A 26,248-nucleotide genomic window follows, 5' to 3' on the forward strand; every position below is an offset into this window, starting at 1 on the left:
ACCTTCGTTCCGCTCATTCAACCCGCAGAAATTGCACTTATGAGTTGAATTCGCGGGTCCATATTGCATCGTGCGCGACGCGCGGGGTCATAATTGGCACCCGCTACGCTCAAACCGCCGCGACCTTCTGTACCTTCCTATATCTGGCTGTTAGGAAGATATGGGTAAACGGTTTTGTCCACAGAACCTCGTTGCCCATGACAGGAACGTCAGCCGAGGTGCTTGCATTAGTTCCAACTGAAACACATACACGCTTGGAGGGCCAATCCATAGAACAGAGGGAAGATAGCTAGGATCACAGAGACACCAGAGAAGACGCGGGCCAACATATCCTTTGTCCAACAGAGAGCATTTTCCTAGAATGCAATGGCGTAACACATCCATGGCAAATCCACGCCATACCCGGTGGTCTGAAGAAGTTCTAGGACCCTCAACGACAGCAGATTTTCGACCATAGGGAATGTGTGCGTACTGCGGGAATGCACGGTTAATTGCCTCCGTATGAAAGCTGTGATCGACGAACATGCGTGCGGGAAGGCCTGCCAACAAATCGTAGACGGCATGGTCCAAAAAAGGGCTGAGTATCTGCCCGACATCAGCCAGGACTCCATACGGGGACAATGCAATTTCCCGCCTTGTCCGGTTCCAGAAGATAAATGAACTGAAGGGATTTGGGGCATCAGCATGTCGTCGCAGTTCTGTGACAATACGAGCGACGGCAACTGCTCGGTTTATTTTTGAACGAATGCCAGCATGCAGGAATGGAGGAACCGGCTGCACACCGATAATGTCCTCAGCCAGTTCCGCCCATCGAGCAGCTTCGCTCAGGTCTAGTCGCTGCTGGGTCAGGAACAGTCCGGCTGACAAGACATCCCCACCAATGCCGTCATACAGCGTCTTCACCTTCCCTTGTAGGTGCTGAGCTGCTGCGAGCATCCATGCGTGCTCATCGGTACAAAGACTCGTCTTGAGATTCTTCTCAAATTCCTCCCCGAAGCTGGTTTCTCGTCTCGGTAATATCGTGTGTGGGACATCCACGGCCTTTGCCAGTTGAGCAGCCACTACAGCATCTTCGTGTTGCACCGGCAAATCAACCGTCAGGCAGAACTTAGGACGGGCTCCACTTCGCACCAACTCAAGCAGGATATGTCGTGAATCACGTCCCCCACTGAGCAGAATTGCAAACTCTTCTGAATACGTCAGCCGGCGTACGATGGCCTGGCGAAACAGCTCGATATAGGCGTCTATGGCCTGATGTCGATCTAACCCTTGTGGCTTTGCAACGGCGAGCTGGGAGGACATCGTAACGGTTCCGTCCTGCCACTCGAAAGAAACCGAGGGCGGCACCGCTCGAATGCTCTGAAACGGCGTATCGTCACCGACAAAATAACCCAGATGGAAGAAGACGGCTAATGCGTCATAATCCAGATCGGTGGGAGCACTCAACGCAAGCAGCTCGGGCAATGAAGGAGATACCGCACACTCTCCGGGACGAACAAAATAATACAATGGATAAAACCCAAACCGATCGTTGAAGACCCGAAGCCGTCTGCCATTCCACTCCCATCCGGCATAGATCCCTTCGGTTTTGCCATCCCGTGTTCCCTGAAGCTTGTGTCCGAGGTCGCACAAGGGCGCTCCCCGCATCGTGACTTCATTGTTCGACAGCTGGAGATGAATAAATTGGTTGTTAACCGAACCTTCATCCTGAGACACGAGTACCCCCTAAACCACTAACTCACATGCAACACTGCATCTCTATGTCGATCATGCGACCCACGGTATACCGATGACAGAGAACCCCTCAGCAAAAGAAGCGCGTGTACTCACACGGATGTCACATCTTTAACGTTACTCAGTTGTTTACGCGTTCGCCTCAGCACTTGTAAGGCTTTTTTAAACAGAAGGACATACAGCTTACTCACACTGGAGAAGTCACGCGGATCACCATACGGTAGGCCAAACCGTATGGATTCCTGAGCTCTCGGCACGTAGAGGGACCTAAAACACGCATCCCAAACTGCAAAGGTAAACCCAAAATTCTTGTCCCAATGTTGCGGGTCTTGACTGTGGTGGATCTGGTGTTGTGCGGGACTAATCAAGATCCGACTCAATACCGATCCGTATGATAGCCAGATGTGAGAATGCCTGAGCTGAAAAGCAAAGGCGAAAAACATGAAACTAATGGCGTTGACGCCAAAGATTTCGACGAAGACGAGATCTTTTTCCGACAGCGTGCTGTACGTCGCTGCCCCGACTGCACTGATACTACTGCCGATCAATCCATTGAGCAATTCTTCCACTGGATGGACACGGTGCACGGTGATCGGCGTCAAGACTTCGGCAGAATGGTGAACCTCGTGAAAGACCCACAACACGGGAATTTTGTGCATGAGATAGTGTGACAGAAAGAAACCAAAGTCGGCCAGAACGAAGCCAACCAGTCCCGGCATGAACGCCGACGAGAACAATACAGACGAGGAGAGATCGACTCCGATTGGCCGGAGAGCCGAGTAGAGACTTTTGTACAGAAGCCAGCTGATACCAGAGAACAACGGCACGTACACGAGGAGCTTAATGGAGAGATCCACGGCCACAAATTTGTAATCCGTGACTGCAGATGGATGAAGATACACAGAACGAGGAAACACGTACTGCACAAAGGAACTATTCCTCAGGCGACCTGTTCGACAGTCATACTGATAGACGAGCCCTGCGATCAATAGGCTAGACAGCATATACGGGAATGCCGTTTTGCTGTTCAGGTCGATGCCGTAGACGTGTAGGCCATGGGACACTGCGGACAGGAATCGTTCCCACGATTCGAAGGGCTCTAGTATCACAGCCAACGTCTTCTCTATAAACCCATTGAAGACATCACTTGCAGCCATCGCGATCCTCCATGGCCATCCCGAACTACTCTAGCAGGGTGCTGAAAGAGTCCACCAGTGACGAACTAGTATTGATAGACAGTACTTTCGAGCATCCTGAAGTAGTTCTGGTGTCAGCACCGAACGGAAACTTCTGGCCATATTTTCACATCGACCAAGCTTATCCTCAGCCTGCTAGATGATGTGGCCTATCAATGATTGCTCTAGATGTAACCGGTCAGGTCGATAAGGATGGATCGGGTCAGCCAGCGCCAGATTGACGTCCCCTGGTCAGTGCACATTTTAGTTCGAGTATCTTCCATCGATGCAGTCTCTGATTCTGTTGTCCTCGTTAGCCCCTATCTTGTGAAATTGTCCCATAAAGTGATTGAGGTGACGAGCAAAATCCCTGTTATCTTGCGGAATGCACGAATAGGGGCAGCGCGGATAATCCAATACAGAAGGCAGGGAACGCAGAGGGTTGAGGCATTCGTCACCTTCCTTCGGAGTCGGTGCTGGAAGGGCCTTTACCGGAGCAGGATTCTTAAGTGCGGAATTATTTCCATGGCGCGTGCGGCATGGCCTGCGGGGGGCAAACCCATGACACTCATGAGCCTCGGGCTGTATCAAAATCCTGCCAGGTCTTTGCTTTCTTCTATATCGTACTGACCGCCACGAGGGTAGAAGAAATAGCGCAGCTACGTAAGGTCTCACAGTGCAGATCGGTGATACTCCCGTTCTATGTTCCCATCATTTCCAGCCTGGCATCGAATTCATGTCCACAGGCTGTGCAGTGGATGCAGTCTGATTCGACGACGAGATCGTCGAATTGAATCCCCATCCCTCCACAATCCGGACAGCGGACAAGGTGGACCCGCGCATCATTCATCGTTTCGTATTGAGTTCCATGTAGACAGTAGACTGGCTTTCCATCGAGGAGCCATGGTCGTCCTTGTTGATCGACGACCGGCAGGGTGAGATAATGACGGCTCACGTATTCTTCCATATCCTGCCGGTTCGTGAAACCGTCTTTGATCAACTTCCCTCCCAGCGCTTCGTAGAGAGCCTGTCCTTTCACGATCGCCTTGGTCGGTCCCATCGCTCCCTCCCCTTACAAAGGTTCAGATCATCCAGCGAGTGTGTATGGGCGCACCCATTCCTTCCGAATCTCACCGTTTCAAACATGGAATCCCCCCACTGGCTCGTGCCCACAAAGAACGAGCCAACGCCACACCGTCCTGCAGCTCGCCTATTGATGGTTGACGATTCGTGAGTCCTGTAAAGATGCGAGGCCGATGTCGATTCCCCAATAGGTCCATGACAGAGGTCACCCGCTCGCGCTATACGATGCGAGCCCTTTGTGCGGTTGCCACCACTGGTCCCTACCGTGGGAGTGCCTCAGACGTCTGTGTATCGACTGCCTTCCTTGCGGCAGGCAGTCGGCATCAGACCGTCTATGCACGAATGTGGGTCGGTATGAGGAAAGGGCCCGTCTAGTGAGGAACTTACACCTGGCAGGTTTGGACCGTTGGAACTGTGCTCCACGGAGGACCATAGTTACCACCTCCAGAATGAGGCAGCGAAGTACTACGTACAACCTACGCCTGGGAGAATAAATAGGTCAAGGGGGGCGAATGAGGCCGCCTTCGCCATGGACGTGTTTCCGTCAGCACAGTAGAATAGAACGCTTCTTTCCCCTCATTGATCACGCTCCATATTTGAGAAGGAGTTCGCATGATGGTTCTGCAATTCACCCGGATCTTTCTGACGGTGATGATCGGTATCGGAGCGCTCAGCATTGGCACGCGTTCCGATGCCGCGCCGCCGCCCTGTTCACTTCTAACAGATGCAGAAGTCGAGCAAGTCGTTGGCCAGCTCATGGGGACACCGAAAGCCGACCAGGAAGGACGTGCTGCCTGGTGTAATTATGAATTTGCAAACGGCAAGGACGCCATGGAGGTCTGGGTATTTCCGGCTGACGGCATCGAGCGCGGGCGGAACAAATCCAAGAAGCCTATGGCGGTTAAGGGGCTGGGTGAGGATGCGTTCATCGAACGTGGTATGCATGGACTCGATTATGTCAATCTCTTCATCAAGAAGGGGGAGACAACCATCCAGCTATCTCTCAAAGAAACGGCGGGAGATGAGGAAAAGCTCAAGGCACTCGGGAAGAAAGCGGTCGGCCGTTTGTGAGGATGCGCCGATATCATTGAGAAGGAGGAACCGCTATGCGCAAGACGAGTTGGGTGATGGGGCAGGTTCTAGTCGTAATCGAATGAGGGCTGATTCTCGGTCTGTGCATTCCTATGCTGGCACTGGATGCACGAGCCGAGTCGCTCAACGTGAAACCCGGTGCATGGGAAATGACAATGACAACCGTTGCATCGGGGATGAAGCTCTCACCGGAGATGGCGGCCAACATGACGCCGGCACCACGGGTTCAAATGGAGCAGATGATGAAAGCCCGCGACGGCAAGCCTCACACGATGACGGTATCATCATGTCTTACAAAAGAGGATGTGGCTCATGACCGCATCATCAAGGAGATGGAAGACGAAGATGATGATGCTGCGGTGAACTGCAAGGTCAAAGTGATTTCGAAATCCTCCTCGAAACTCGTCATCGATCAAATCTGTCCCGGCCCACCGGCATCAACTGGACACCTCACGATCGAAGCAAAGACATCCGAAAGTCTCGTGGCAACCGGTGATAGGAACCTCAAAGGATCAGGCAAGACTCACATGGACATCAAAGGCAAGTGGCTTCGCGCCAGTTGTGAGGGAATTGAAGATTAGAAGAGCCATCTATCGCTCTCGTGCATACTGCCTCCTCCTCGAGGTGAGAGGGACAGGGCTGTGTGTCACTGCCCATTGCAGATGCTGTCCGGCTTCACGTCCGGGTACGTGACGGGCGCAGTTTCTTTTGCGCTGCATTTCTTCCACTCGGAATCCTTGTTAGCATCTCACCGAACGTTCGGTATACCTACCTGGATGGCATACCTCATGGTGGCTACGAATCACGCGCCTCACAGCTCATCTGTTATGAGATGACCAAGCTGTGATGGTCACTGGCTGATTTTCTCAGAACAATGGCTGCATCAATAATTGTCCGCTAGACTGCCTCCTTAGAAATAGTGAGGACCTGGACTATGCGTGAGCGGAAGGAGACGTGCTCGACCGACCAGGCCGGCGAGACGACACCTCCCGGGACTTCCGGACCGGACAACATGTCCGGCGATAACGGAAGACGAAAAGGTCTCGCGCTACTGCTCAAAGCCGGCGCTGTTTATTTCCTTGTCGCATTTGGAGCGGGTTTCGTTTTTGAGATCATTCGGCTTCAAGTGGTGGCCCTGCATGTCAGTGAGCGAATCGCCGCAGTGATGGAAACCCCCACGGCCCTCCTTGCCATGATTATCGGCGCACAGTGGGTGATCGACCGATTCCACTTACCACCGTTACCACGTATACGACTTGGCATCGGTATTGTTGCGCTCTGCCTCATGATTCTCATCGAATCGATGCTTGTCTTGCCGTTCCATGACCTCTCACTCAATCAGTACTTCGCCACCCAGGATTTTGTCGTGGGGGTCCTGCCGGTCGGAGCACATGGTAGCTTAACTGCCATGCCACTGCTTGTGGGGTATCGATGGGAACGCTGATGTGATGTGCGGGACGAGCGCAGGAAACGACTCTCTCTGACAAGGCCCCACCCAACAGCCAAAACCGCGCTCATTTCTTCCTTTGACAAGGCGTGCCTGGCTGTGTAGCGTACCCCTGTTTTGGACATTTCTCCCTTCGCCCAGCGAATCATACGGAGTGGCGCATGATCTATCCTCAGTTTCTTGCATGGCTGCTGATATTTCTGTTTAGCAGCATTGCTACCACTGTAATCGCATCGGAACCGTCCGGTCCCGAATCAGCTGTCCGTCGGATGGTGCGAGCCAATGCCGAAAAGGACCTGCCGACGCTTTCACGACTGATGGCACACGATGTCGATATCATCAGTTACGGGGTTGCCGGCCGTAAGTATGTCGGTTGGACGGAGCTTGAGGAGGGCATGCGGGAAGAATTCGTTAATTCCCAGAAACTCGAGATTCCGATCAATGAACTGAAGGTCTGGACGAAAGGAGATCTGGCTTGGTATGCGATGGAGCTCGACTATATTCGCTATGTGGCCGACGGACCTGACGTGAAACGGACCGTGCTTCCGATGCGGGAAACCGGGGTACTTGAACGACGCAACGGCCATTGGCAATTGTTATCGTGGCACGAATCCTTTCGATCCGCTCTGTTCAGCGGGCCTCTCGTTTCACAGCCTGCTGCATCTTCCAGTCCAGCTCGACAATAACAATATATTCTATTTGAGCAGTGGCGGCCTCATAGCCAGACTTGATAGAGTGTGGTGATGGAGTCCGAAGAACAAGCCACGATGATAGAACTGCGGCTGAGCTATCGCTACATCAAGGAACAGCCCTGGGTGGTGACGGCTGTGAACGGTTTTCTCTCCGCCTACTTTATGGAGCAGCCCAGCTTTCGTGTGCAGCGCCATTTTGAAGAATTAGAATCAGGCATGCATGTTTGGGTGTGCGAAGTGCCCAGCAGGATGAAGATGACGACGCTCTTACGAAGACTGCAAGCCGATATTCCCCCTTGCCGATACAGTCAGACCACAACAGAGCCAATCGACCGTCCGCAGTATGTCATTGATTCTCTCGATCAAGGCTGACGACTTGCCCCGTTTGGTGCTCCATTTCTCAAAGCCAGTGGTCAGAATTCTACGGTGGAGTATAATGTCTCATGATGCATCGCGTGCTTGTCCTCGGTGCCGGCAAGATCGGGTCTCTGATCGCCTGTCTCCTGAATCAGCGTGGCCAGTACGAGGTTCATCTGGGTGACATGGCCTTGGATGCGCCGAAGCATCTGGTCGAAGAGCTCGGTTTGGAACGGGTCACCCCCTGTCTGCTGGACGTCCTGCATCCGGATGCCGTTGGCACCTATCTCTCAGCGCATCGATTCGATGCGGTGCTCTCAAGTCTCCCCTATTTCTGTAATCCGACCGTGGCCGGTCTGGCCCTGACCCATCATCTGCACTACTTCGACCTGACGGAAGACGTCGAGGTCACGAATCAAATCAAGGTCTTGAGCACAGGTGCCACGCAGGCTTTTATGCCGCAATGTGGGCTGGCGCCAGGCTTTATCAGTATTGTGGCGCATGAGCTCATGACGCATTTTGAAACGCTGGATACGGTTAAGATGCGGGTGGGCGCGCTGCCGGTCCATCCCAGTAATGCGCTCAAGTATTCGCTCACCTGGTCGACCGATGGGCTCATCAATGAATATGGCAATGTGTGCTACGGCATCGAACAAGGCGAGAAAGTCCCACTGCAACCGCTCGAAGGGTACGAAACGATCGAGCTGGACGGGCTGCTGTACGAAGCCTTCAATACATCAGGTGGATTGGGTACTTTGGCCGACAGCTACGCGGGAAACGTTCGAACCATGAATTACAAGACTCTCCGATATCCCGGCCACTGTGAAAAAATACAACTGTTGATGAAGGACCTCAAGCTCAACGAAGATCGAGGGACTCTGAAGCGTGTGCTCGAACATGCCGTTCCCCAGACCCTTCAGGACGTCGTCTTGGTCTATGCCTCGGTCACGGGCAAGAACGAGGATGGGTTCTTTGAGGAGAATTATGTGAAAAAAGTGTATCCGCAATGTATCAAGGGAAGGCTCTGGTCGGCGATACAAGTGACGACCGCATCGAGTGTCTGCTGTGTCATGGATCTTGTGTTGACCCATCCATCGGCGTACCATGGATTCGTCACTCAGGAATCCGTATTACTGAAAGATTTCTTGGCGAATGATTTTGGAGCCTGCTTCCGATGAGCACGAGTCACACTGCGCTGAGAGACCTGGGTATCCAAGCCGTGAATTCTGGGGGGAGCACCGGCAGTAGTTGGTGGTCCGGTCGTAATGATGGGTCTCTCCTCCCCTCGATTAATCCTTCTACTGGTGAGCAGATTGCCGGCGTTTATCCCTGTTCGCCAGAGGATTACGAACGGATTGTAAAAGAATCGTGTGAAGCGTTCCGTGCCTGGAGGATGGTTCCTGCACCGAAACGTGGCGAGATTGTTCGGCGCATCGGCCAAGCGCTCCGTGAGAAGAAGGATCAATTGGGCACGCTCGTCTCTCTGGAAGTCGGCAAGATCAAGGCAGAGGGCGATGGCGAAGTCCAAGAAATGATCGATATGGCGGATTTCGCCGTCGGTCAATCTCGAATGCTCTACGGCGCCACGATGCAGTCTGAGCGCCCGGCCCACCGGATGAGCGAACAGTGGCATCCCTTAGGACCGGTCGGCGTGATCACCGCCTTCAATTTTCCAGTTGCTGTGTGGGCCTGGAATGCCTTTGTGGCTGCCATCGCCGGCGATACGGTCATCTGGAAACCGTCACCCAAGGCGCCCCTCTGTGCCGTGGCGGTGCAACAGATCTGCAATCGTGTGATGCAGCAACAGGGGTATGCCGGCATTTTTTCGCTCTTCATCACCGACCAACCGGCCTTGACGGATAACATGGTGCAGGATCCCCGGTTGCCGCTGATTTCGTTCACGGGATCGGTGCCGGTTGGACGCCGAGTCGCCGCCGCTGTCGGTCAGCGATTGGGACGCACGCTGCTCGAACTCAGCGGTAACAATGCCGTCATCGTCGATGAGACCGCCGACTTGGACATGGCTGTCCGCGCGATTGTGTTCGGTGCCGTCGGGACTGCGGGGCAACGATGCACGACAACCAGGCGTCTCATTGTCCATGAATCGCGCTGTGAGGAGCTCGTCGGCAGACTCGTGAAGGCCTATGCTCAAGTGCAGATCGGTAATCCTCTCGACAAAGAAGTGCTCATGGGGCCGCTCATCGACCAGGTGGCGGTGGAGGGCTATCGCACTGCGCTGGACGAGATTAAGAAAGAGGATGGCCAGATTCTTTGCGGTGGCCACGTCCTGAGCCGAGCTGGATTTTTCGTTGAGCCCACGATTGTGCGTGCACAGAACCACTGGCCTGTCGTACAACGCGAAACCTTTGCACCGATTCTGTATATCATGACCTTTCAGACGATCGATGAGGCGATTCAGATGCAGAACGACGTGCCTCAGGGACTCTCCTCCGCCATGTTTTCCAATCATCTGCGTCATGGCGAACGGTTTATCTCCGCGGCCGGCAGCGATTGCGGCATCGCCAATATCAATATCGGAACATCAGGAGCCGAGATCGGCGGGGCATTTGGCGGAGAGAAGGAAACAGGGGGAGGCCGCGAAGCGGGTTCGGATTCCTGGAAAGCCTATATGCGTCGCCAGACTAACACAGTCAACTGGGGAGCGGAACTCCCGCTGGCTCAAGGCATTAAGTTTGGATCGTAAATGAGGTGTGACCATGGATCAGACCCAAAAACTTGATGATCTCATGGAGCGGATGGTTGCCGACTATCTGGCGCGTAATCGTGCCGCCACGGTGCTGAAGGTGATGCTCGATGAAACCGGTGTGGGATTTTCTCCTCTCATTGATCATGTCACACTTCGAACGTTCGATATTGACCGGGGTGCTGAACCATTCGTACAGCTAGGTTACAGCTATGATGAGACCTTGCAGTACGACGATTGGTACGCAAAGGTCTATCGGAAGCCGGGCTACCCGGCGCTCTTTGTCGACCAGGCCTATCCGGATGAACGAGGCAAGACCAGCATTATTCCCGGGTGGGTCAATAAATTCGGTGACAAGGTCTTTCACCACGTTGCCGTTCGTGTGGAGGACATCGACCACGCAGTGGCCCGGCTCAAACAGAAAGGTGTGGTATTTGCCGGCAACATCGTCGGAGCTCCGGGAGACCATCTCCGACAGATTTTTTCTTCTCCGGAGATGGTTGACGGCCAACCATTCTCTGTCTTGGAATTGGCGGAACGACACCGAGGCTACCTCGGCTTCCTCCCTCCACAAGCCGACAGCCTGATGAAATCTTCTGCCGGGCGCTAAACCGTTCTACTACGTTCGGCGCACGCAGGTCTTGAGCAACACGAAATTTACGTGGATGAAGCCCCCTACTGTTTGCTGATCGTCATCAGCTGCTACCCCATGTCCCGCAGCACATGATCGGGATTCCGATCTCGTGCGATGGTTTTCATGAGCTGATCGCCGAAGAGGACGACGACTCGATCCCGGTGGTCCTTCACCATCATTGAGGCCGATGGTGACTTGAATGTGGCTGGGTCGCCGTTCAGCCAGGCACTGCAGGTAAAGGGTAGCGCATCCAGAATGGTGTCCACACGGTATTCGTGGCGCAGTCGATATTGCAATACGTCAAACTGGAGACGGCCGACCGCAGCAACCAACGCTTCCTGATCATTGAGACTCCGCATGATCTGCACCGTCCCCTCTTGCGCCATCTGGGACAGGCCCTTGTCGAATGCTTTGCGTTTTCCAACGTCAGTCGGTCGAAGACGGGCAAATATTTCCGGCTGAAACTGCGGCAGAGGTTTGAAGTTGAATCCGCCCGTCAGCGATACCGTATCGCCGATCGTGAAGATACCGGGGTTGATGATCCCGATAATATCGCCTGGGTACGCCTCCTCTACTGTGCTCCGTTCCTGCGCCACTAGGCTATGCGGACGCGAGAGCCGAATGTCTCGCCCCAGCCGATGATGTTTCACCACCATATCGCGCTCAAATCGGCCTGAACAGACTCGAAGGAACGCGGTACTGTCACGATGCTTGGGGTTCATGTTGGCTTGCAGCTTGAACACATAGGCGCTGAACGGCCTGTCGATCGGTTCCACCGACATCTCTGCTCCGTCCTCGCGGTTCGCCTGCCTTGCCCCAGGACTCGGGGCCAATTCCACAAACGCGTCCAGAAATCTCTCGATCCCAAAGTTGGTCAGTGCCGATGCAAAAAAAACAGGGGTAATGTCACCTTGCAGAAACTGTTCACGCGTAAAGGGATTGCCGGCGATGTCCAAGAGATCCAAATCGTGCTGGACCTGGTCCATGGTTTCTTGCGAGACACGACCTGTGACATCGAGTTCGGCGAGCGGCAAGGTCTGCGTCGTCACTTTCGAGGCCCCACCATGCGCGGTCTTGCTGAACAGCTGCACCTGGTTGTCGGCCCTGGTCACGATGCCGACAAAGTCGCTGCCTGACCCGATCGGCCAATTGACCGCACTCGCATGAATGCTCAAGGCTTGTTCCACTTCCGTCATGAGATCCAGTGGCGGCCGTCCTGGCTGGTCCATTTTGTTGATCAAAGTGAGGACGGGAATGCGCCGCAGCCGGCACACCGCAAAGAGTTTGCGCGTTTGGGCCTCCACGCCCTTGGCTGCATCGATCACCATAATCGCGCTGTCAGCCGCCGTGAGGGTGCGATAGGTATCTTCTGAGAAATCCTGGTGCCCGGGCGTATCGAGCAAATTCATGACGGCGCCTTTATAAGGAAATTGCATGGCTGAGGCGGTGATGGAGATCCCGCGTTCCTGCTCCATGCCCATCCAATCCGATGCCGTACTCTTTCCGCCCTTGCGTCCACGAACCATCCCAGCTGTGCGGATAAGCCCGGAGTAGAGCAGGAGCTTTTCCGTCAACGTCGTCTTTCCGGCGTCCGGATGACTGATGATGGCAAAGGTGCGCCGTCGCCCTGTGGCGGCCGTCAGTTCTGTTGAGGGAGTCGTCTCAGTCGTCATAATTGGAGGCGCAGCATACCATATCGCATGTCAAAGCGGATGATCATCAGAAGCGCATCGAATTGGAGAGATATTCATACCCGGCCCGTTCCACAGCCCGACGGACGGCACTGAGCACAGCCGGAGTATCCGAATGTGGTAGCACCGCCACGGCTGGGGCGGCACGGAGTTTCGCCATCAGATTCTCCGTCTCAGCGCCCACCAACTTGTCGCAGGTGGCGTACAAACCGTCTCGGCCTTCCTCGACCTTGTTGTGCTTCGTCAAGATCGAGCGTAGTGCCGCGATGAGTTCGGGCGTGGGAGTGGGCATGAGTAAAGCCGCAATGGCCCCATGGTCGAGTCGAAGCGTTGCCGCAATCGACAGCGGTGTGCCCCCGTTTGCTCGCTGTGCCGCAGGTAGGAGAATCTTCTCCTCCATCCCAATATGGCGAAGCAGCCCGGCTCGAAACTCATCATACTGTCCCTGCTCGATCCGGCTCTCAGAGGCCAGGGCTTTGTTGAGGAGTTCCTCTAGTCGTCGGTGGTCGTCTTCGAGAAACCTCGCGACAGGGCCTGATGATGGATGTGTGTCTGGTTCCATTGACTGCTGCTGCTCAGTTGAAAACTTTCACAAGTCACCCTTCCCCCGTTGCCTTTGTTAGGGAATGATTGGAAGGGCAAATTTCCGAGTACGGTGCTTCAAAGAATACAGCCGAACGAGGTGCAAATTCCACAGGTGTTCGTCGGACTTGGGAATCAAACGGTTCCCGTTCGGATGAAGCAGTTGCATCCCCGCCTCAAAAGGTTGGTCCGCAAGATCCGGAAGGCGAGCGGGGAATCTCAGTGCCACATGGCTGGTGCGCAGGCCATGAAGACGGAGGCCACAAGAATGAGAATGGCGCCGAGGAAGGACGAGGTGAGCGAGAAGGGCCCATATGATTGGAATGGCGGTCGTCGCGTGTGAGGAAATCGCATGAGGCAAAAGGTGATGAAGGACGATCCCGCTCCGATGAGTATCAGTAGAATGTGTCCGGAGTCTATCATGCCGGTCACGTCCTCGCTTATGTCAGGACATAGGTAAGCCCTGCCCCACCGATGAGCAAGAAGATCAGCCAGCGAAGCAAACCCTCTTGCGCATCCGCTTGAGTTTCGTCGATTCGATTCTTGAGGGCTGGCTGTGCCTGGAGATACGTCTCGATCACATCCTTGGCTTCATGTAATCCGATGTTCCGCTCAAGACGAACCAGTTTGATGGCGTCCATCCTGTGACCTTGCCACAGTGCGGCCATCGCTGCTGGTGAAAGCGTGAGATTCTGTGGAGGAACTGTCGGGACTTCGGAGATGGAAGGCTGAAGTGATGACGGAAGCATAGGCTGAAACACAGCCTAGCACCATCGTGTGAGCGACCGAAGGGAAACCGAAGAATTGACGAGAGGGATCGATGGTCCACGCACCCCACCCGTCTAAATTTCTTCTCTTGCTTCGTATTTTTGAGGCCTAGTCGTAGGATGTTTATCGGAGGTGTGTGTGTATCTTCGATTGTTCTCAATCCTATTGGCAACCCTCATGGAGAGTTTCTGGGAGACGGCTGGTATTGCCGAGACAACCAGAACCACGAACGAGCTCATTGGGCCTGTTCGTAGTGTGACGATTAAGAAACTGGGCTACTCCGCAACGGAAAACTACGATCGTGCCGGTCACCTTATCGAAGCTGTCATCGACATGGCCCATGCCAATACGGCCACGTATTCCCTGTTTCGGTACGACCAGGCTGGCCATCTCCAAGAAGAACTCGTGCTCGATTCCAGCGGGAGACTCATACTTCGAAAACAGATTGTGTATGCTCAAGACGCAGAGGGCCGTGACAGTGCGTCTGTGACGACCTCGGAGAACGGTGGTTTTCAGCATGCTGAGTTTTCTCTGTACGACCAGCATGGCCACCTCGCGGAACAATTGTGGGTCGACGATTCGATCGCCTACAAGAGTCTGTTTGACGTATTCGGGCGGCGCATTTATTCCGCTCGGTATAGTAAGGGTGAGCTGTTCAGTGAGTTGAAACACCAATATGACGCGTGGGGACGGCTACGTGAGCTCGTTATTTACAATGGGCACGGGACTATGGCTGGTCGGGTCGCGAACGACTATGACGACAGGGGAAGGCGGGTGCGAGCGACGACCGAAGCGTTTGACCAGGATCAGCAACAGAAGTGGATCACCACCTATGAGTATGATGACATGGGCAACTGGATCAAAGAAGTGACCGCAGAACACTCGTCTCCGTTACCGAACGCGACGGCTTCCGCTCTTTCGCTCGTGCAAGAACGTCTGATTCAGTACTACCCTCTCACCGAGAATACGACTCCATAAGAACTGCTCCTCCATCGAGTTCAGCCAGGCACGTCTTGGGGACCTGACTCGTAAGGTCTGAGCGTTTCACTCAGAGCTATGAGGGGAGGTCTCGAGGCATGGTCTTATCGCCGCAGAGAAACGAACAGGCTGCTTCTCAGGCTCTCACCACGCGCACGGAACACGTGTGGCTCAGAACCGGGTCAGGCGAAGGTGGAATAGTCAGTTACACCACAGACAGGCTGTGGTCACGACGAAATGCGGGAGCGTTGTGGGAAGGAACTGATCCCTGTTCTTGTTGTTGACGGAACGCGGATATGGCAATGGTTTTCTCGATATGTGTAAGACCGGGAACTTGAGAAGCGGCTCGTTCAAACTCAAATAGAGTCACATTCTTCTGACTACGAAGCCATTGAAGGAATGGTTTCCAGACTGGATCAAAGTGATGGAACCACCAGTCTGGCGATGTATTTTCTACTACGTCTTCCCTTGATGACGTTTGTAAGGCCTGAAGTTGTGGCATGGGGCCACTAGCCACCCCACTCTGATGAGACTTTATGGCCATTAGCCGATGTAGAAGAACAATTCGTTCGTTCCGTCTTAGGTTATCCACAATTTCCCCATACCGCTCCATACCACACACTGCATTGCTTGAAGTGTTAAGCAATTCAGGTGCCCAATCTGTAATATTTCTGTTTGCTAATGTATTGTGAGATATTTCTACTGAGGGTAAGTGACTCGACTGTATGAAATACTAGCCATATGTATTACTTTAGAACGCTCATTTAATTCACGTTTGACGCCTCGTTTCAAATTGAGCAGACTCATTGCTCCGATGAGATAAGAGAATGGCCTATGTTCTTGGGAGTCTGACGCCGATTCTGTTTCGCTCAGGATGATGTTATGCCAATATGAACTGTTTCGTTATGGGACACTCGTACTAATTATAAAAAATCGATATGATCCATAATCATCGTCTAATCTGAAGTGCGTACCACATGGAATACGAATGATCATGAAGACGTACCTAGATGTTGCGGACAACTCATCTTCTTCATAGTGTTTCATCATGAAACACTTCTCAAGTATATGCGGTTCGGCGAGTCAACCTTTTCAAGCACAAACAAATGTCTGTTGAAATTAGGCCTTGACACGATCCATAACAGATCTTGCTGTATTGCATGGAAGACAGAGGGAATTGACTGATTGCCGTCTTGAATTGTAAATGAGTCAAACCTCCCCTCGATTATTACTGAGTAGATCTACTGGAGGAAGGAAAATCTTTTGTAATGCACCAGCTCTGCGAGTTGGTTAAGAGAGCTGGTGCACCGGTTCCAAGGGGGCACCTACCGGAGCAGATTCAGGCGATTCCTCAGGCTTGCTCTCCTGCGCGGAGAGTGTTGCGGATTTCTTGGACTTGGTTCTGGAACCAAGAGAATGCGGGGTGGCGGCGGGCACAAACTTTTTAAGTCCAAAGATTCGCAGTTTGCGATACAACGTCGAGCGGCTTACTTCCAAGTCTCTGGCCACGCGGGTCAAGTTCCCTCGATGCAGACTGATCGCCTTCACCAGCAACTCCATCTCAATCCGACGGTGAGCGGCCCGCAGGGAATCCAGTGAGTCCACCGTTTGGAGTTCTTCGCTGGCCAGATCTAAATCCTGAGGAGTAATCTCCATTCCTTCGGCCATGACGACGGCGCGTCGGATCCGATTGCTGAGTTCCCGCACATTTCCTGGCCAGGAGTAGGTACGCAGCACGTCAACGGCTTGGGCAGTATAGCCTTGAATCGGCTTGCGGTAGGTTATGGCGGCGCGCTTGAGAAAGACCATTGCCATGAGTAAGGTGTCCTCGCCCCGGTCCCGCAGCGGTGGCAGATGAATGCGTAACACGCCAAGCCTATAGTAGAGGTCTTCCCGAAACAGGTTTTTGTCGATTGCCGCTTTCAGGTCGACATTGGTCGCGGCAAGAACACGCGCATCCACATGGAGCGTCTCTTGTCCCCCGACCCGTTCGAAGGTGCCTTCCTGTAAGAATCGAAGCAGCTTGACTTGTAGGGTGGGCAGCAGATCGCCAACCTCATCAAGAAACAACGTCCCACCAGCTGCCGCTTCCAGTTTGCCCTTCTTTTGTTGAACGGCTCCTGTAAAAGCGCCGCGTTCATGACCGAATAGTTCCGACTCCAATAATGTTTCCGGGATAGCTCCACAGTTGATCGGCACGAATGGCCCATGCTTCCTGAGGCTTCGCTCATGGATCTCTTGCGCAGTCAATTCCTTGCCCGTGCCTGTCTCGCCGGTGATCAGTACCGGCATCTCGGTGGTCGCCATCTTGCGAACTAAGTCAAAGACTGCGCAGATAGCGGGACTTGCTCCCACTATTTCGTTCACGGTTTCCACAAGCACCTCCCCGGTGTGGATTCCTGGAATGACACCCCTAAGATCTTCTTTTCCTGAAGCACGTGTCCACGATACGGTCTTGCGTGGTTCACGTCCTAGCCGGCCTGAATGGCTCTATTCTGAGTCATGGTCATTGGTGATGGGTATATTCATACCGTGTAAGTTGAGACGATACTTGTACAGATGGCTCTAGCTTATACCACAAAGAGGCACTAGGGCTCTCGTCAAAGTACTTGCTCTGTTCTACGTATCACTCAGAGTCTCCGCATACTGTCCTATCTTGATACATGACATTGAATGTAAGGCAGTGATTAGTGCCTAATAGGCCTGTTGTGTATATTCAGTTAGAGATGTATGGCTCTAGCTGTCTTTCTATTGGAGGTGTGATGCATATGGCTCACCATGGCATAAGGACGACGGATGAACAGTTTCTGACCGTCACGCGCTAGGTGGAGCGTAATGCGCCGCAGGTAAGACTGGTCAGAGAGGCTAAAAATAACTGGCTATGACTCAGCGTAAAGCGCTGAACGCCGAGAGACGTGAAGCTCCCCGCGTGGTTGAGTAACTGGCCGGTCGACCTTCCACGGAATTAGGTCGTGCAGGTAGTCGTCTTGAAACCGGCGAGGAGTTAGAGGCTCTTGAGAGCGTGTATAGCGTGGCCGCCCATTTTGGCGAGGAAGGTTCAATGAACCGCATGGTGAAATGGTTTGGGATGGAATCTACGTGACGACCCTGCAGGTGTCAAAGCGTCCATCCACCCGTAATGTCTCTTACTGCCCCCCTGCCCTCCCAATGTGGGATACCGCATCACATGGTAGCTGTGTACAATCAGTCTCCATCACGGAGAGGCCATGGCGCAGTTTTCTCACAAGCGCACCTATATACGGTTTCCCTTCCATGCTCCGCTCATTATAGGCGGCGAATCCCATATCTGTGAGGGGATACTTAGGAACCTCTCGATGGATGGTTGTTCGATCGTATGCGATCGTGAAGCGGACCTCGGCAGCAAGGTACGCGTGAATCTGCTCTTGCCAGATCAGACCTCGTCCTTACCCATTGAGCTGGGCCGGGTGACCTGGGTGCAGGGCCGTGAGTGTGGAGTGGAATTTATCCAGCTGCCCTTGCATGCGAGGTTGCGCCTCAATCGCACATTGCGAACCGCGCTCATTCAGTTTCTCGACGCTCCCAAGAATCGAAAGTTACCAGAACATATCGTCTCAGGCTTGTGATCGCTGGTCCCTGTACGGTGTCATCATCCCACGTAGGCCGTCTCTCAGTTTTCCAAGTCTAACCGTGGTCCTCAGAAACAGAACGCTTCACGAAGGGAACGGCAATTAGAGGCCATCGCACGCTACAGATTCTTCGGCCACAATGAACCCAACTCTGGATACTTCGCGCGATAGTCGGCGTGACTAGCACGAATGACTTTCCGCGCTTCCTCCCGTCCATATACACTGGTGATTTCTACTTTGTGATGGGTCGTCCCTGGCGCGCTCTTATAGGTCAAAAAATAATGCTGAAGGCGATCCATGAGTGCAGACGGACATTGTGAAATGTCCGTGAAACTCCCGTACACGGCATCGTCCCGCATCACGGCGATGATCTTGTCATCGGCTTCACCGCCGTCGGCCATGCTCAATCCGCCGATTGGCAGCGCTGTGAGGAGGATATCGCTATGGGGAATGCTCTTTTCCGACAACACGCAAATATCAAGTGGATCGCCGTCTCCGACCATGCCCTTGCGGCGAGCTCGTTTGGCAAAGATGCCGGCGACTTGGTCTCCTGAGTAGGTCTGCGGAATGAGTCCATAGTAGACGGGACAGAAGTTTGAAAACCGCTGCGGCCGATCCACCTTGAGAAAGCCACTGTTCTTGTCCACTTCATATTTGACGGTGTCAGTCGGGACGATTTCAATGTAGGCCGTGACCACATCCGGGGCCTCTTCTCCAATAGACACGCCGTGCCACGGATGTGCCTTGAACATCAGCCCGAGCAGACGTTGAAAGGGGTCGCTCCCTGCCCGTATCTCGGTTGTCTTATCTGAATCCTCTCCCCTTCCCTTTCCCTTCCGCTCTTTCATGTCCCCTCCGGTTCTTTTCTGAATATCTTGGCGAATTGCAACGCTTCTGAATCGTGCCCCAGTATCGCCCAAGATGTTAGCGAGAGCAATGACTTCCTAATCTTAGATGGGGAGAGGTTGAGAAGATCTGTGATTCACAGCTGCTTGGACTAGCCGGGGACCTAAGCCCGAGGCGTCTTCTCTGTGGGTCTAGCGAGTGTGCTGTCTTGCTGACGATGTTGTTCTGGAGATCTCTCGCTTTAGGATTAGGTTTGGTCGGCATCTGCTGCGGCAGATCGAGGATGTTCCAATTTGTCTTGATTGGAAGCGCGATCATCGACGGGGGATTGCTGAGTCGTTGTTTCGGGAGAGACCTTTGACGCACCTGCAGGGCGTGAAATCAACCGACTAAGCTTCGTGTTGTTTCCTAATCCATTCTGTAAGACAACGCCGGCCAGTCCTATGGTTGCCGATAGCTTGAGCGCCGTAGACTCTTCGACGTTTTCTATTGGGTCGTCGGGCTTAAGAAACTCTTTAGGCTCTGCCTTGGCTGTGGCGGTGTTCTGACTATCCGTCTGGTATCCCATTGCATCTGGCTCACGCTTTTCTCCAAGATTGGGCAGCCGTTCTGCCTTATGCTCAGCAAGGGCTTTCTCCACAGGGGCAGAAACAACCGAAGGGTCTGTATGGTCAGGAGTGAGAATTTCTATCGGCAGAGGGCCCTCCGTCTTAATGTCAATCACGTTCCGAGGGTTATCCGGCAGACGGAATCTATCCTCTTCAGACTCATTCGATAAGTTTATTCCTGGCAAAGAAGCATTTGTAAACACATTGCTATCACGAATTCCAAAATTGGCTGTTGCCAGTCTGTGTGCCATATCTTCCGAAAACTCATCCGCCACAGTAGTGGCGATCGGCCCTTCGTTCACATTCGTGAGGTTGATGGTGAATTGCTCGGTATAGCTCTGGCCGCCACTGTCCGTCACTTGCACGGTGAGGTTGTGGCTCGCGGCCGCTACATAATTGAGGAGGCTCCCGTCCGCCACCGTGATCACACCCGTACTCGCATCGATGGCAAAGCGGCCGCCCGCCGTATCGGTCAGGCTATAGGTTTTTGTGTCACTCGCATCGGGATCGGTGCCCGTGACTGCGCCGACTACGGTCCCGGTTACTGCGCTCTCGGCGACGGTGTTGGCGGAGAGGGCGAGGTCCGTTGGCCCCTCGTTCACATTGGTGAGATTGATGGTGAATTGCTCGGTATAGCTCTGTCCCCCGCTGTCCATGACCTGGACCGTCACCGTGTGGTTGGCGGCGCTCTCATAATCAAGCAAGCTGCCGTCGGCGACGGTGAGCCGACCAGTGGCACTGTTAATGGCAAACCGGCCCCCGGCAGTATCGGTCAGGCTATAGGTCTTCGTGTCGCCCGCATCCACATCGCTTCCCGTGACGGTGCCCACCACCGTGCCGGTCGTGGCATTCTCGGCGATGGTGCTCGCGGACAGGCTCAGGTCTGTCGGCGCTTCATTGATATTTGTCACTCGAACAGTGATCGCTTGTGAATCGATGCCTCCTCGTCCGTCGCTGGCCTGTACGACGACCTGATACGTATTGTTGCGGTCTGTATCGGTTGGCTGTTCAAAGTTTGGGGTTGAGTTTAAATGTAATACACCAGTGTTCGGATTGATCGTAAATTGAGCCGCATCCGCCCCTCCAACAACGCTGTACGTGACCCGTGCACCTTGATCCTGGTCTATGGCACGAACTCGTGTGACGCTCGCGTTGTTTTCTCGAATCGTTACGGAAGCGATATCGCCTCCTTGATTGCTGGTAATCCTTGGTGCTTCGTTGACATCCGTGACACGCACACTAATTGACTGTGTGGCCGTCCCTCCGTGGCTGTCAGACACCTGAACCGTCACATCATAGACATTGTCTCTCCCCACATCCGACGATAGCTCGAAGTTCGGAGCAGTGGAGAATCGAAGAGCGCCGGTGGCGCTATCGATCGAAAACCGCGCCGCATCCGGTCCTCCGGCGATGCCGTACGTCAGGGTTGTTCCAGTATCAACGTCCATCGCAGCTACTATAGTCACGGTATTTTGATTTTCCGCTACATTCACAGCAGCCGCTGCTCCTCCGTCATTGCTGGTGATGATCGGCGCCTCATTCACGTTCGTGAGATTGATGGTAAAGCTCTCGGTGTAACTCTGCCCGCCGCTGTCGGTGACCTGGACCGTCAGGCTGTGGCTCGCCGCCGCTTCGTAATTCAACGAGGACCCGTCCGCGACCGTGATCACGCCGGTGCTGGCATTGATGGCAAAGCGGCCGCCGGCGGTATCGGTGAGGCTATAGCTCTTCGTGTCCCCCGCATCGACATCGGTGCCGTGACTGCGCCGACTACGGTCCCGGTTACTGCGCTCTCGGCGACGGTGTTGGCGGAGAGGGCGAGGTCCGTTGGCCCCTCGTTCACATTGGTGAGATTGATGGTGAATTGCTCGGTATAGCTCTGTCCCCCGCTGTCTGTGACCTGGACCGTCACCGTGTGGTTGGCGGCGCTCTCATAATTAAGCAAGCTGCCGTTGGCCACCGTGAGCTGGCCGGTGGCACTGTTGATTGCGAACCGGCCCCCCGCCGTATCAGTCAGGCTATAGGTCTTCGTGTCGCCCGCATCCACATCGCTTCCCGTGACGGTGCCCACCACGGTGCCGGTGGTGGCATTCTCGGCCACGGTGCTCGCCGACAGGCTTAGGTCACTCGGCGCCGTATTCGCATCCGCAACGTTATAGTCCACGTGAACGTTGTCGATGAATAAGCGATCTCCCCCGCTCGTTCCAGTCACCACAAACTGAATCTTGGTATCGGCAGACATGTGTTCCGAGATATCGAAACTGGCCGTGCCACTGCCTGTATGATTCGTCTTAGAAAAAGTGCCGTCGCTCAGGGTACGATAGTTGGCGCCGCCATCGGTTGAGATGCGGACTTCGACAGTGCCCCCCTTATCCAAATCATTATTGTAGTCAAAGCTGAGAGTGGCACTCCGTGCACTACTCAGATCCACAGCTCGGCTCACGGACGCCCCAGCTACCTGGGTCTGAATCCGCAACTCACCGGAATTGATCTGAATATGTCCACCATTGGCATCACTCTTCCCTACATCGACTTCCGTCCAGTTTGAGGACCATGACCTGGTTCCATCATTGTTTCCATAGGACTTGTCCGAGAATGTGTCGGCAACCGTTTCATTTCCCAAGACCTCAGCCCAATTCATTTGCGCATCGTAATCGACAGCCAACGACGTCTCGATGGTTCCCGTACTAACTTCCAACTCCCAATCTCCGCCGAGCGAGATGCTGCCGGTGAGGTCATTGCTCGCCTGCACATCGGCTCCTGTGAGGTTAGCCAGCATGTCCACCGCAGCTTGTCCTGCTTCCCCTTGCGCAAATTCACAGCCATAGACCAGGATATCGGCCTGCTCAGAAAGTGATTGGTGAATGACCGCCAGATCATCCGCATATTGAGTAGACATCGAGTCCGCATTGAGCACCCCAGTCCCGAGCTGGAGTTCACCGGCACCTCCGTGTGAAATAAGATGAATGGCATCGATGCCGTTACGTTGGGACAAGGCGTTCGCCATCTGCTCAATGCCATCCTGTCCGCCGTCGAGCATAATGACTTCGACGTTCGAGTTCATGCTGCTGAGGAGATCCTGGTAGTTCGGAACGGTGGGGTCAACAAACACCACTTCACTTCTTGACTCACCTGGATTATAGGTCGCAATCGCGTCAAGTACGCCCTGCGATTCAGCCTGCTCTGCAGACGGGCCATCGGCATGATGATCTGACGAAACGGCCGTCTCGGCCTGCTCTTGCGCGACCTGTTCAGATGCCACCTCAGAAGCCGTCGCTGAGGCAGCTGCGTCGAACATGAGCCGCTGTTCGAGAGAAATGAGAGACCCTTTGATACCAGACGATGATGTCTGGGCCGGTCGGTCCTTCTGGCCGCTTGAGTGAGGTGCTTTCTTTTTTCTACCGAAACCGAACATAGGTATGCCTCAGTCCATCCAGATAAAGACCCACATCACATATCAGTAAATCTCGGTACGAGTGAGGGTGATCCACAAGCGACAGGGAGGAACCGATCCCAACCATGACAAATAATCAGCTACGCGTGTATACCCCCTTGATTACACTCTAATCTTTCACATTGTATGTGGTCGGTAAGACATTGCTTATTAAGCATGTATCACTTCATTTCATACAGCGGTATGCATTTCACTCTGAAGCGTTAGTTCGATCAGCTCAAATTTGAACTCCGCTTTCTCGCCTCGCGGCCTGATGCATATGCCGAGTCTTTCAATGTCAAACTCGGTGCATGAGGAATGACCGTGACCACTGTTGGTACAGTGCAGGCTCAAGGCACTCTCCAAATCCTCAACCAAACTTGTACTCGACCAACTGTGCCCTGGCCCACCCAGCTTGATCACCCAGTTCACCATTCATACGAACACCACGGAACGTATCTTGGCAATTGGAGATCGAAGTGAGGCAGGATCAGACAGGTTCCATCTTGATATCAAGGGGAATTAGTTCGGCGCCAGTTGCGTTGGCTCGATGAATAGAAGTGTCACTCAATACATTCACTCTGCTATTTAAACTCATGATACGAATCATGTTTTGCTCGACGAGGAAATAATGGCCTAAGAGCCGTCCATACGGAGAATTGCCCCAATACGACGCCCATCTTCGCCCTCCTCGGTAATCTCCAAGCCGGCACTCCAATCGTGACCATGGAAACACAGCTGGCAGGGTCCGCTCTTGAGGGGTCAACAATGTAGCCCTTGAGGAACACCGGGAGTCAGGGTACACTGAATTTCCTGCGCTCTTCCCAAACCCAAGTACGGTACCGTCATCAGAAGGAGATTCTTGTATGAAGACCATGAATGGGTTAGCTCTCTGTCTCGTCTCTGCCCTCATCGGCGCATCCCTGTCCCTATCTTCTCCCGCTCTCGCTCAGAGCCTCCCACCGGCAGCCAAACAAAACGGTGCCGCGGTACAGAAGCCTGTCAGAACCATCGGTATGGAAGAGTATCGAAAGATCGTCGAGAATCCTGGACCAGCCTTGATCGTCGATGTACGAGAGCCGTACGAATATGCAGCCGGGCACGTCCCGGGGGCAATCAACATTCCACGGGGCGTGATCCAAACCGAAATCTGGAAACACGTCGGATCTGCAGAGAAAGCCGACGCGGAACGCCCGATCGTGCTCCAGTGCCAAGCTGGGAGGCGTGCAACCCTTGCTGCTCAAACCCTTGGAGAACTTGGATTCACGCAGACCTCTGCGGTCATCATGAACCTCGACGACTGGAAGCAATCCGGCAATCCTTTCGTGAAGTAATCGTTTAGGTATTCAGATTCCAACTGTGGAGAATCCCATGAGCGTCGACCGCTCTCTCCGTGTGATTGCCCGTGCCAAGGCCAAGACCGACCATGTGGGACAGGTGCGAGAGATCCTGACTGTCTTAGTTGATGCGACTCGCCGGGAACCTGGCTGTCTCAGCTACGAGCTTTTGCAGAACCATGCCGATCCGACTGACTTTGTGTTTGTCGAACGATGGGCCAGCCCGGTAGCAGAACAGGCGCATTTCCTGACGCCTCATCTGTTGGCCACGCTGCAACAGTTGACCGGTCTTCTAGCCTCTGAACCTCAGATCTGTCGGTATGGTGTCGTGCGATAGTTGGCTGTCTTGGTCGATCTCTGTCAGGATGAACCCCAGGATGGGATATCCTGAGATTCCCCTCCAAGTCGACGTTGGCACAACCGAACCCGCACGGAGAACCCAGACGATGACACTCGTGACGCCAGACACAGAACTCACTCTCTCGTACCACAATCAGCGAGCTGTCGTATCTCCCTGGGGCGCGTCGTTACGACGATACTTCTTTATTGATGCAGACGGGCAGGAGATCGATATTGTCTGGGGCTATTCTGGTGGGAGTGGGAAGCGAGGCGGACAGGGCGACGTGCTCATCCCCTTTCCCGGTCGCATTGGGAATGGCCAATATTCATTCGACGGGCAAGTATTCCAACTTGACTGCAATGACAAGGAGGGCCCCAATGCCATTCATGGATTTGTTCGGAGTCTGCCGTGGCAGGTGCAGGATGTTCACGCAAACAAGGTGACGTTTGAAATTCGTCTCGATGCCGAGACATATGCTGGACGAGGCTATCCTTTTTCACTTGCCGTAAGAGTGATGTATGACCTCGGTGCCTCTGGGCTCACCTGCACATTCACCGTGAGAAATGAAGGGCAACAGGCTGCGCCGGTCGGAGTCGGATTTCATCCCTACTTCACCGTTGGAACGTCTGTGATCGACGAGGCTGAGGCGCAGATCCCAGGAGCCGCCTCTGTGGAATTCAATGAGTGGCTTGTTCCAACAGGCAAGATCCTGAGCGTGACCGGCACGCCGTGGGACTACCGGCGATTTCGCGGGATTGGCCATCAGCGCTTCAACCATTGTTATGTACAGCTCGAACGTGACGCACAGGGAATGGCCACGGCATCCTTGCGTCATCCCGCAAGCGGCCGTGTCATCGACATGATAATGGATCCCGCGTTTTTCGCAGTGGTCGTGTATACCGGAGATGCCATTGCCGACGCGCCACGAGCCGCGCTTGCCATCGAACCGATGACCTGCGCGAGTGATGCGTTCAATCATCCGGACTGGGGGCTGAAGCGGCTCGTTCCCGGTGAGACATTCTCCGGGCGGTATGCTGTACGGCATCGGGTCATATCGTAAGGCCGCTTGTGGCTATCGTTCGCAAGAAGACTCAATAAAAAAGCGATGAGGCGTCAGGCGACTCCCTGGATCTAAAAAC

24 protein-coding genes are annotated in these 26,248 nt (G+C 53.9%); 14 read left to right on the top strand and 10 right to left on the bottom strand.

Going from position 1 to position 26,248, the window contains the following annotated elements:
* Positions 1-150 precede the first annotated feature (150 nt).
* From E8D52_16905 to E8D52_16915, 3 genes are all read right to left on the bottom strand, one after another.
* Positions 151-1,716 carry a hypothetical protein gene (locus tag E8D52_16905; protein ID TKB66054.1) on the bottom strand — a complete coding sequence of 522 codons (1,566 nt, stop codon included), beginning with the start codon at positions 1,714-1,716 and terminating at the stop codon, positions 151-153.
* Positions 1,717-1,826: 110 nt separating this feature from the next.
* Positions 1,827-2,891 (bottom strand): sterol desaturase family protein, encoded by a 1,065-nt coding sequence (locus E8D52_16910; GenBank protein ID TKB66055.1) that lies wholly within the window; start codon positions 2,889-2,891, stop codon positions 1,827-1,829.
* 718 nt (positions 2,892-3,609) lie between these two features.
* Complete coding sequence (locus E8D52_16915; protein ID TKB66056.1) at positions 3,610-3,969, bottom strand: hypothetical protein; 360 nt, start codon at positions 3,967-3,969, stop codon at positions 3,610-3,612.
* 635 nt (positions 3,970-4,604) lie between these two features.
* On the opposite strand from E8D52_16915, the gene E8D52_16920 reads away from it, so the two are divergent.
* The 8 genes from E8D52_16920 (at position 4,605) to E8D52_16955 (ending at position 10,894) form a co-directional block, all read left to right on the top strand.
* Entirely contained in the window at positions 4,605-5,063 is a 459-nt protein-coding gene (locus E8D52_16920; protein ID TKB66057.1) for a hypothetical protein, read from the top strand.
* Positions 5,064-5,176: 113 nt separating this feature from the next.
* Positions 5,177-5,665: a DUF3617 domain-containing protein gene (locus E8D52_16925; protein TKB66058.1), complete on the top strand. Its 489-nt coding sequence runs from the start codon at positions 5,177-5,179 to the stop codon at positions 5,663-5,665.
* 353 nt (positions 5,666-6,018) lie between these two features.
* On the top strand, positions 6,019-6,528 hold the full coding sequence (locus E8D52_16930; protein TKB66059.1) for a hypothetical protein: 510 nt from the start codon (positions 6,019-6,021) through the stop codon (positions 6,526-6,528).
* A gap of 164 nt (positions 6,529-6,692) precedes the next feature.
* A complete protein-coding gene (locus tag E8D52_16935) occupies positions 6,693-7,217 on the top strand; it encodes a DUF4440 domain-containing protein (GenBank protein TKB66060.1) in 525 nt (174 codons plus the stop codon).
* A 57-nt stretch (positions 7,218-7,274) separates the two neighbouring features.
* Positions 7,275-7,595 carry a hypothetical protein gene (locus E8D52_16940; GenBank protein TKB66061.1) on the top strand — a complete coding sequence of 107 codons (321 nt, stop codon included), beginning with the start codon at positions 7,275-7,277 and terminating at the stop codon, positions 7,593-7,595.
* 74 nt (positions 7,596-7,669) lie between these two features.
* A complete protein-coding gene (locus tag E8D52_16945; GenBank protein TKB66378.1) occupies positions 7,670-8,758 on the top strand; it encodes a saccharopine dehydrogenase family protein in 1,089 nt (362 codons plus the stop codon).
* The gene (locus E8D52_16950) at positions 8,755-10,284 is read left to right on the top strand and encodes an aldehyde dehydrogenase family protein (protein TKB66062.1); all 1,530 of its coding nucleotides are present in this window, start codon (positions 8,755-8,757) and stop codon (positions 10,282-10,284) included. Before E8D52_16945 ends, E8D52_16950 begins: the two co-directional genes overlap by 4 nt.
* 13 nt (positions 10,285-10,297) lie before the next feature.
* Entirely contained in the window at positions 10,298-10,894 is a 597-nt protein-coding gene (locus tag E8D52_16955; protein TKB66063.1) for a hypothetical protein, read from the top strand.
* A 92-nt stretch (positions 10,895-10,986) separates the two neighbouring features.
* Here the strand turns inward: E8D52_16955 and E8D52_16960 are convergent, their stop codons facing one another.
* Positions 10,987-12,591 (bottom strand): peptide chain release factor 3, encoded by a 1,605-nt coding sequence (locus E8D52_16960; protein ID TKB66064.1) that lies wholly within the window; start codon positions 12,589-12,591, stop codon positions 10,987-10,989.
* Between the two features lie 46 nt (positions 12,592-12,637).
* Complete coding sequence (locus E8D52_16965; GenBank protein ID TKB66065.1) at positions 12,638-13,171, bottom strand: hemerythrin domain-containing protein; 534 nt, start codon at positions 13,169-13,171, stop codon at positions 12,638-12,640.
* 120 nt (positions 13,172-13,291) lie between these two features.
* On the opposite strand from E8D52_16965, the gene E8D52_16970 reads away from it, so the two are divergent.
* The gene (locus E8D52_16970) at positions 13,292-13,534 is read left to right on the top strand and encodes a hypothetical protein (protein ID TKB66066.1); all 243 of its coding nucleotides are present in this window, start codon (positions 13,292-13,294) and stop codon (positions 13,532-13,534) included.
* A 97-nt stretch (positions 13,535-13,631) separates the two neighbouring features.
* Here the strand turns inward: E8D52_16970 and E8D52_16975 are convergent, their stop codons facing one another.
* Positions 13,632-13,832, bottom strand: a complete 201-nt coding sequence (locus tag E8D52_16975; GenBank protein ID TKB66067.1) for a hypothetical protein — start codon at positions 13,830-13,832, stop codon at positions 13,632-13,634.
* Positions 13,833-14,097: 265 nt separating this feature from the next.
* On the opposite strand from E8D52_16975, the gene E8D52_16980 reads away from it, so the two are divergent.
* A complete protein-coding gene (locus tag E8D52_16980; GenBank protein TKB66068.1) occupies positions 14,098-14,937 on the top strand; it encodes a hypothetical protein in 840 nt (279 codons plus the stop codon).
* Between the two features lie 1,290 nt (positions 14,938-16,227).
* Here the strand turns inward: E8D52_16980 and E8D52_16985 are convergent.
* Positions 16,228-17,313, bottom strand: coding sequence for a sigma-54-dependent Fis family transcriptional regulator (locus E8D52_16985; protein TKB66069.1), 1,086 nt, complete (start codon positions 17,311-17,313; stop codon positions 16,228-16,230).
* 851 nt (positions 17,314-18,164) lie between these two features.
* Here E8D52_16985 and E8D52_16990 point away from each other — a divergent pair.
* A complete protein-coding gene (locus E8D52_16990; protein TKB66070.1) occupies positions 18,165-18,542 on the top strand; it encodes a PilZ domain-containing protein in 378 nt (125 codons plus the stop codon).
* A 122-nt stretch (positions 18,543-18,664) separates the two neighbouring features.
* On the opposite strand, the gene E8D52_16995 is transcribed toward E8D52_16990, so the two are convergent.
* The 3 genes from E8D52_16995 to E8D52_17005 all read right to left on the bottom strand — a co-directional run bounded on the left by E8D52_16995 (position 18,665) and on the right by E8D52_17005 (position 23,414).
* Positions 18,665-19,393, bottom strand: coding sequence for an inorganic pyrophosphatase (locus E8D52_16995; GenBank protein TKB66071.1), 729 nt, complete (start codon positions 19,391-19,393; stop codon positions 18,665-18,667).
* A gap of 245 nt (positions 19,394-19,638) precedes the next feature.
* Positions 19,639-21,669, bottom strand: coding sequence for a cadherin repeat domain-containing protein (locus tag E8D52_17000; GenBank protein ID TKB66072.1), 2,031 nt, complete (start codon positions 21,667-21,669; stop codon positions 19,639-19,641).
* Positions 21,666-23,414 (bottom strand): DUF4347 domain-containing protein, encoded by a 1,749-nt coding sequence (locus tag E8D52_17005; protein TKB66073.1) that lies wholly within the window; start codon positions 23,412-23,414, stop codon positions 21,666-21,668. Before E8D52_17005 ends, E8D52_17000 begins: the two co-directional genes overlap by 4 nt.
* Before the next feature lie 893 nt (positions 23,415-24,307).
* Here E8D52_17005 and E8D52_17010 point away from each other — a divergent pair.
* The 3 genes from E8D52_17010 to E8D52_17020 are packed head-to-tail and all read left to right on the top strand — an operon-like array spanning position 24,308 to position 26,169.
* Positions 24,308-24,766, top strand: a complete 459-nt coding sequence (locus E8D52_17010; protein ID TKB66379.1) for a rhodanese-like domain-containing protein — start codon at positions 24,308-24,310, stop codon at positions 24,764-24,766.
* A gap of 37 nt (positions 24,767-24,803) precedes the next feature.
* Positions 24,804-25,106 (top strand): antibiotic biosynthesis monooxygenase, encoded by a 303-nt coding sequence (locus tag E8D52_17015; GenBank protein ID TKB66074.1) that lies wholly within the window; start codon positions 24,804-24,806, stop codon positions 25,104-25,106.
* Complete coding sequence (locus tag E8D52_17020) at positions 25,090-26,169, top strand: hypothetical protein (GenBank protein ID TKB66075.1); 1,080 nt, start codon at positions 25,090-25,092, stop codon at positions 26,167-26,169. Before E8D52_17015 ends, E8D52_17020 begins: the two co-directional genes overlap by 17 nt.
* The last annotated feature ends 79 nt before the right edge of the window (positions 26,170-26,248 follow it).

It is taken from the genome of Nitrospira sp., assembly GCA_005116745.1.
Classification (GTDB): domain Bacteria; phylum Nitrospirota; class Nitrospiria; order Nitrospirales; family Nitrospiraceae; genus Nitrospira_D.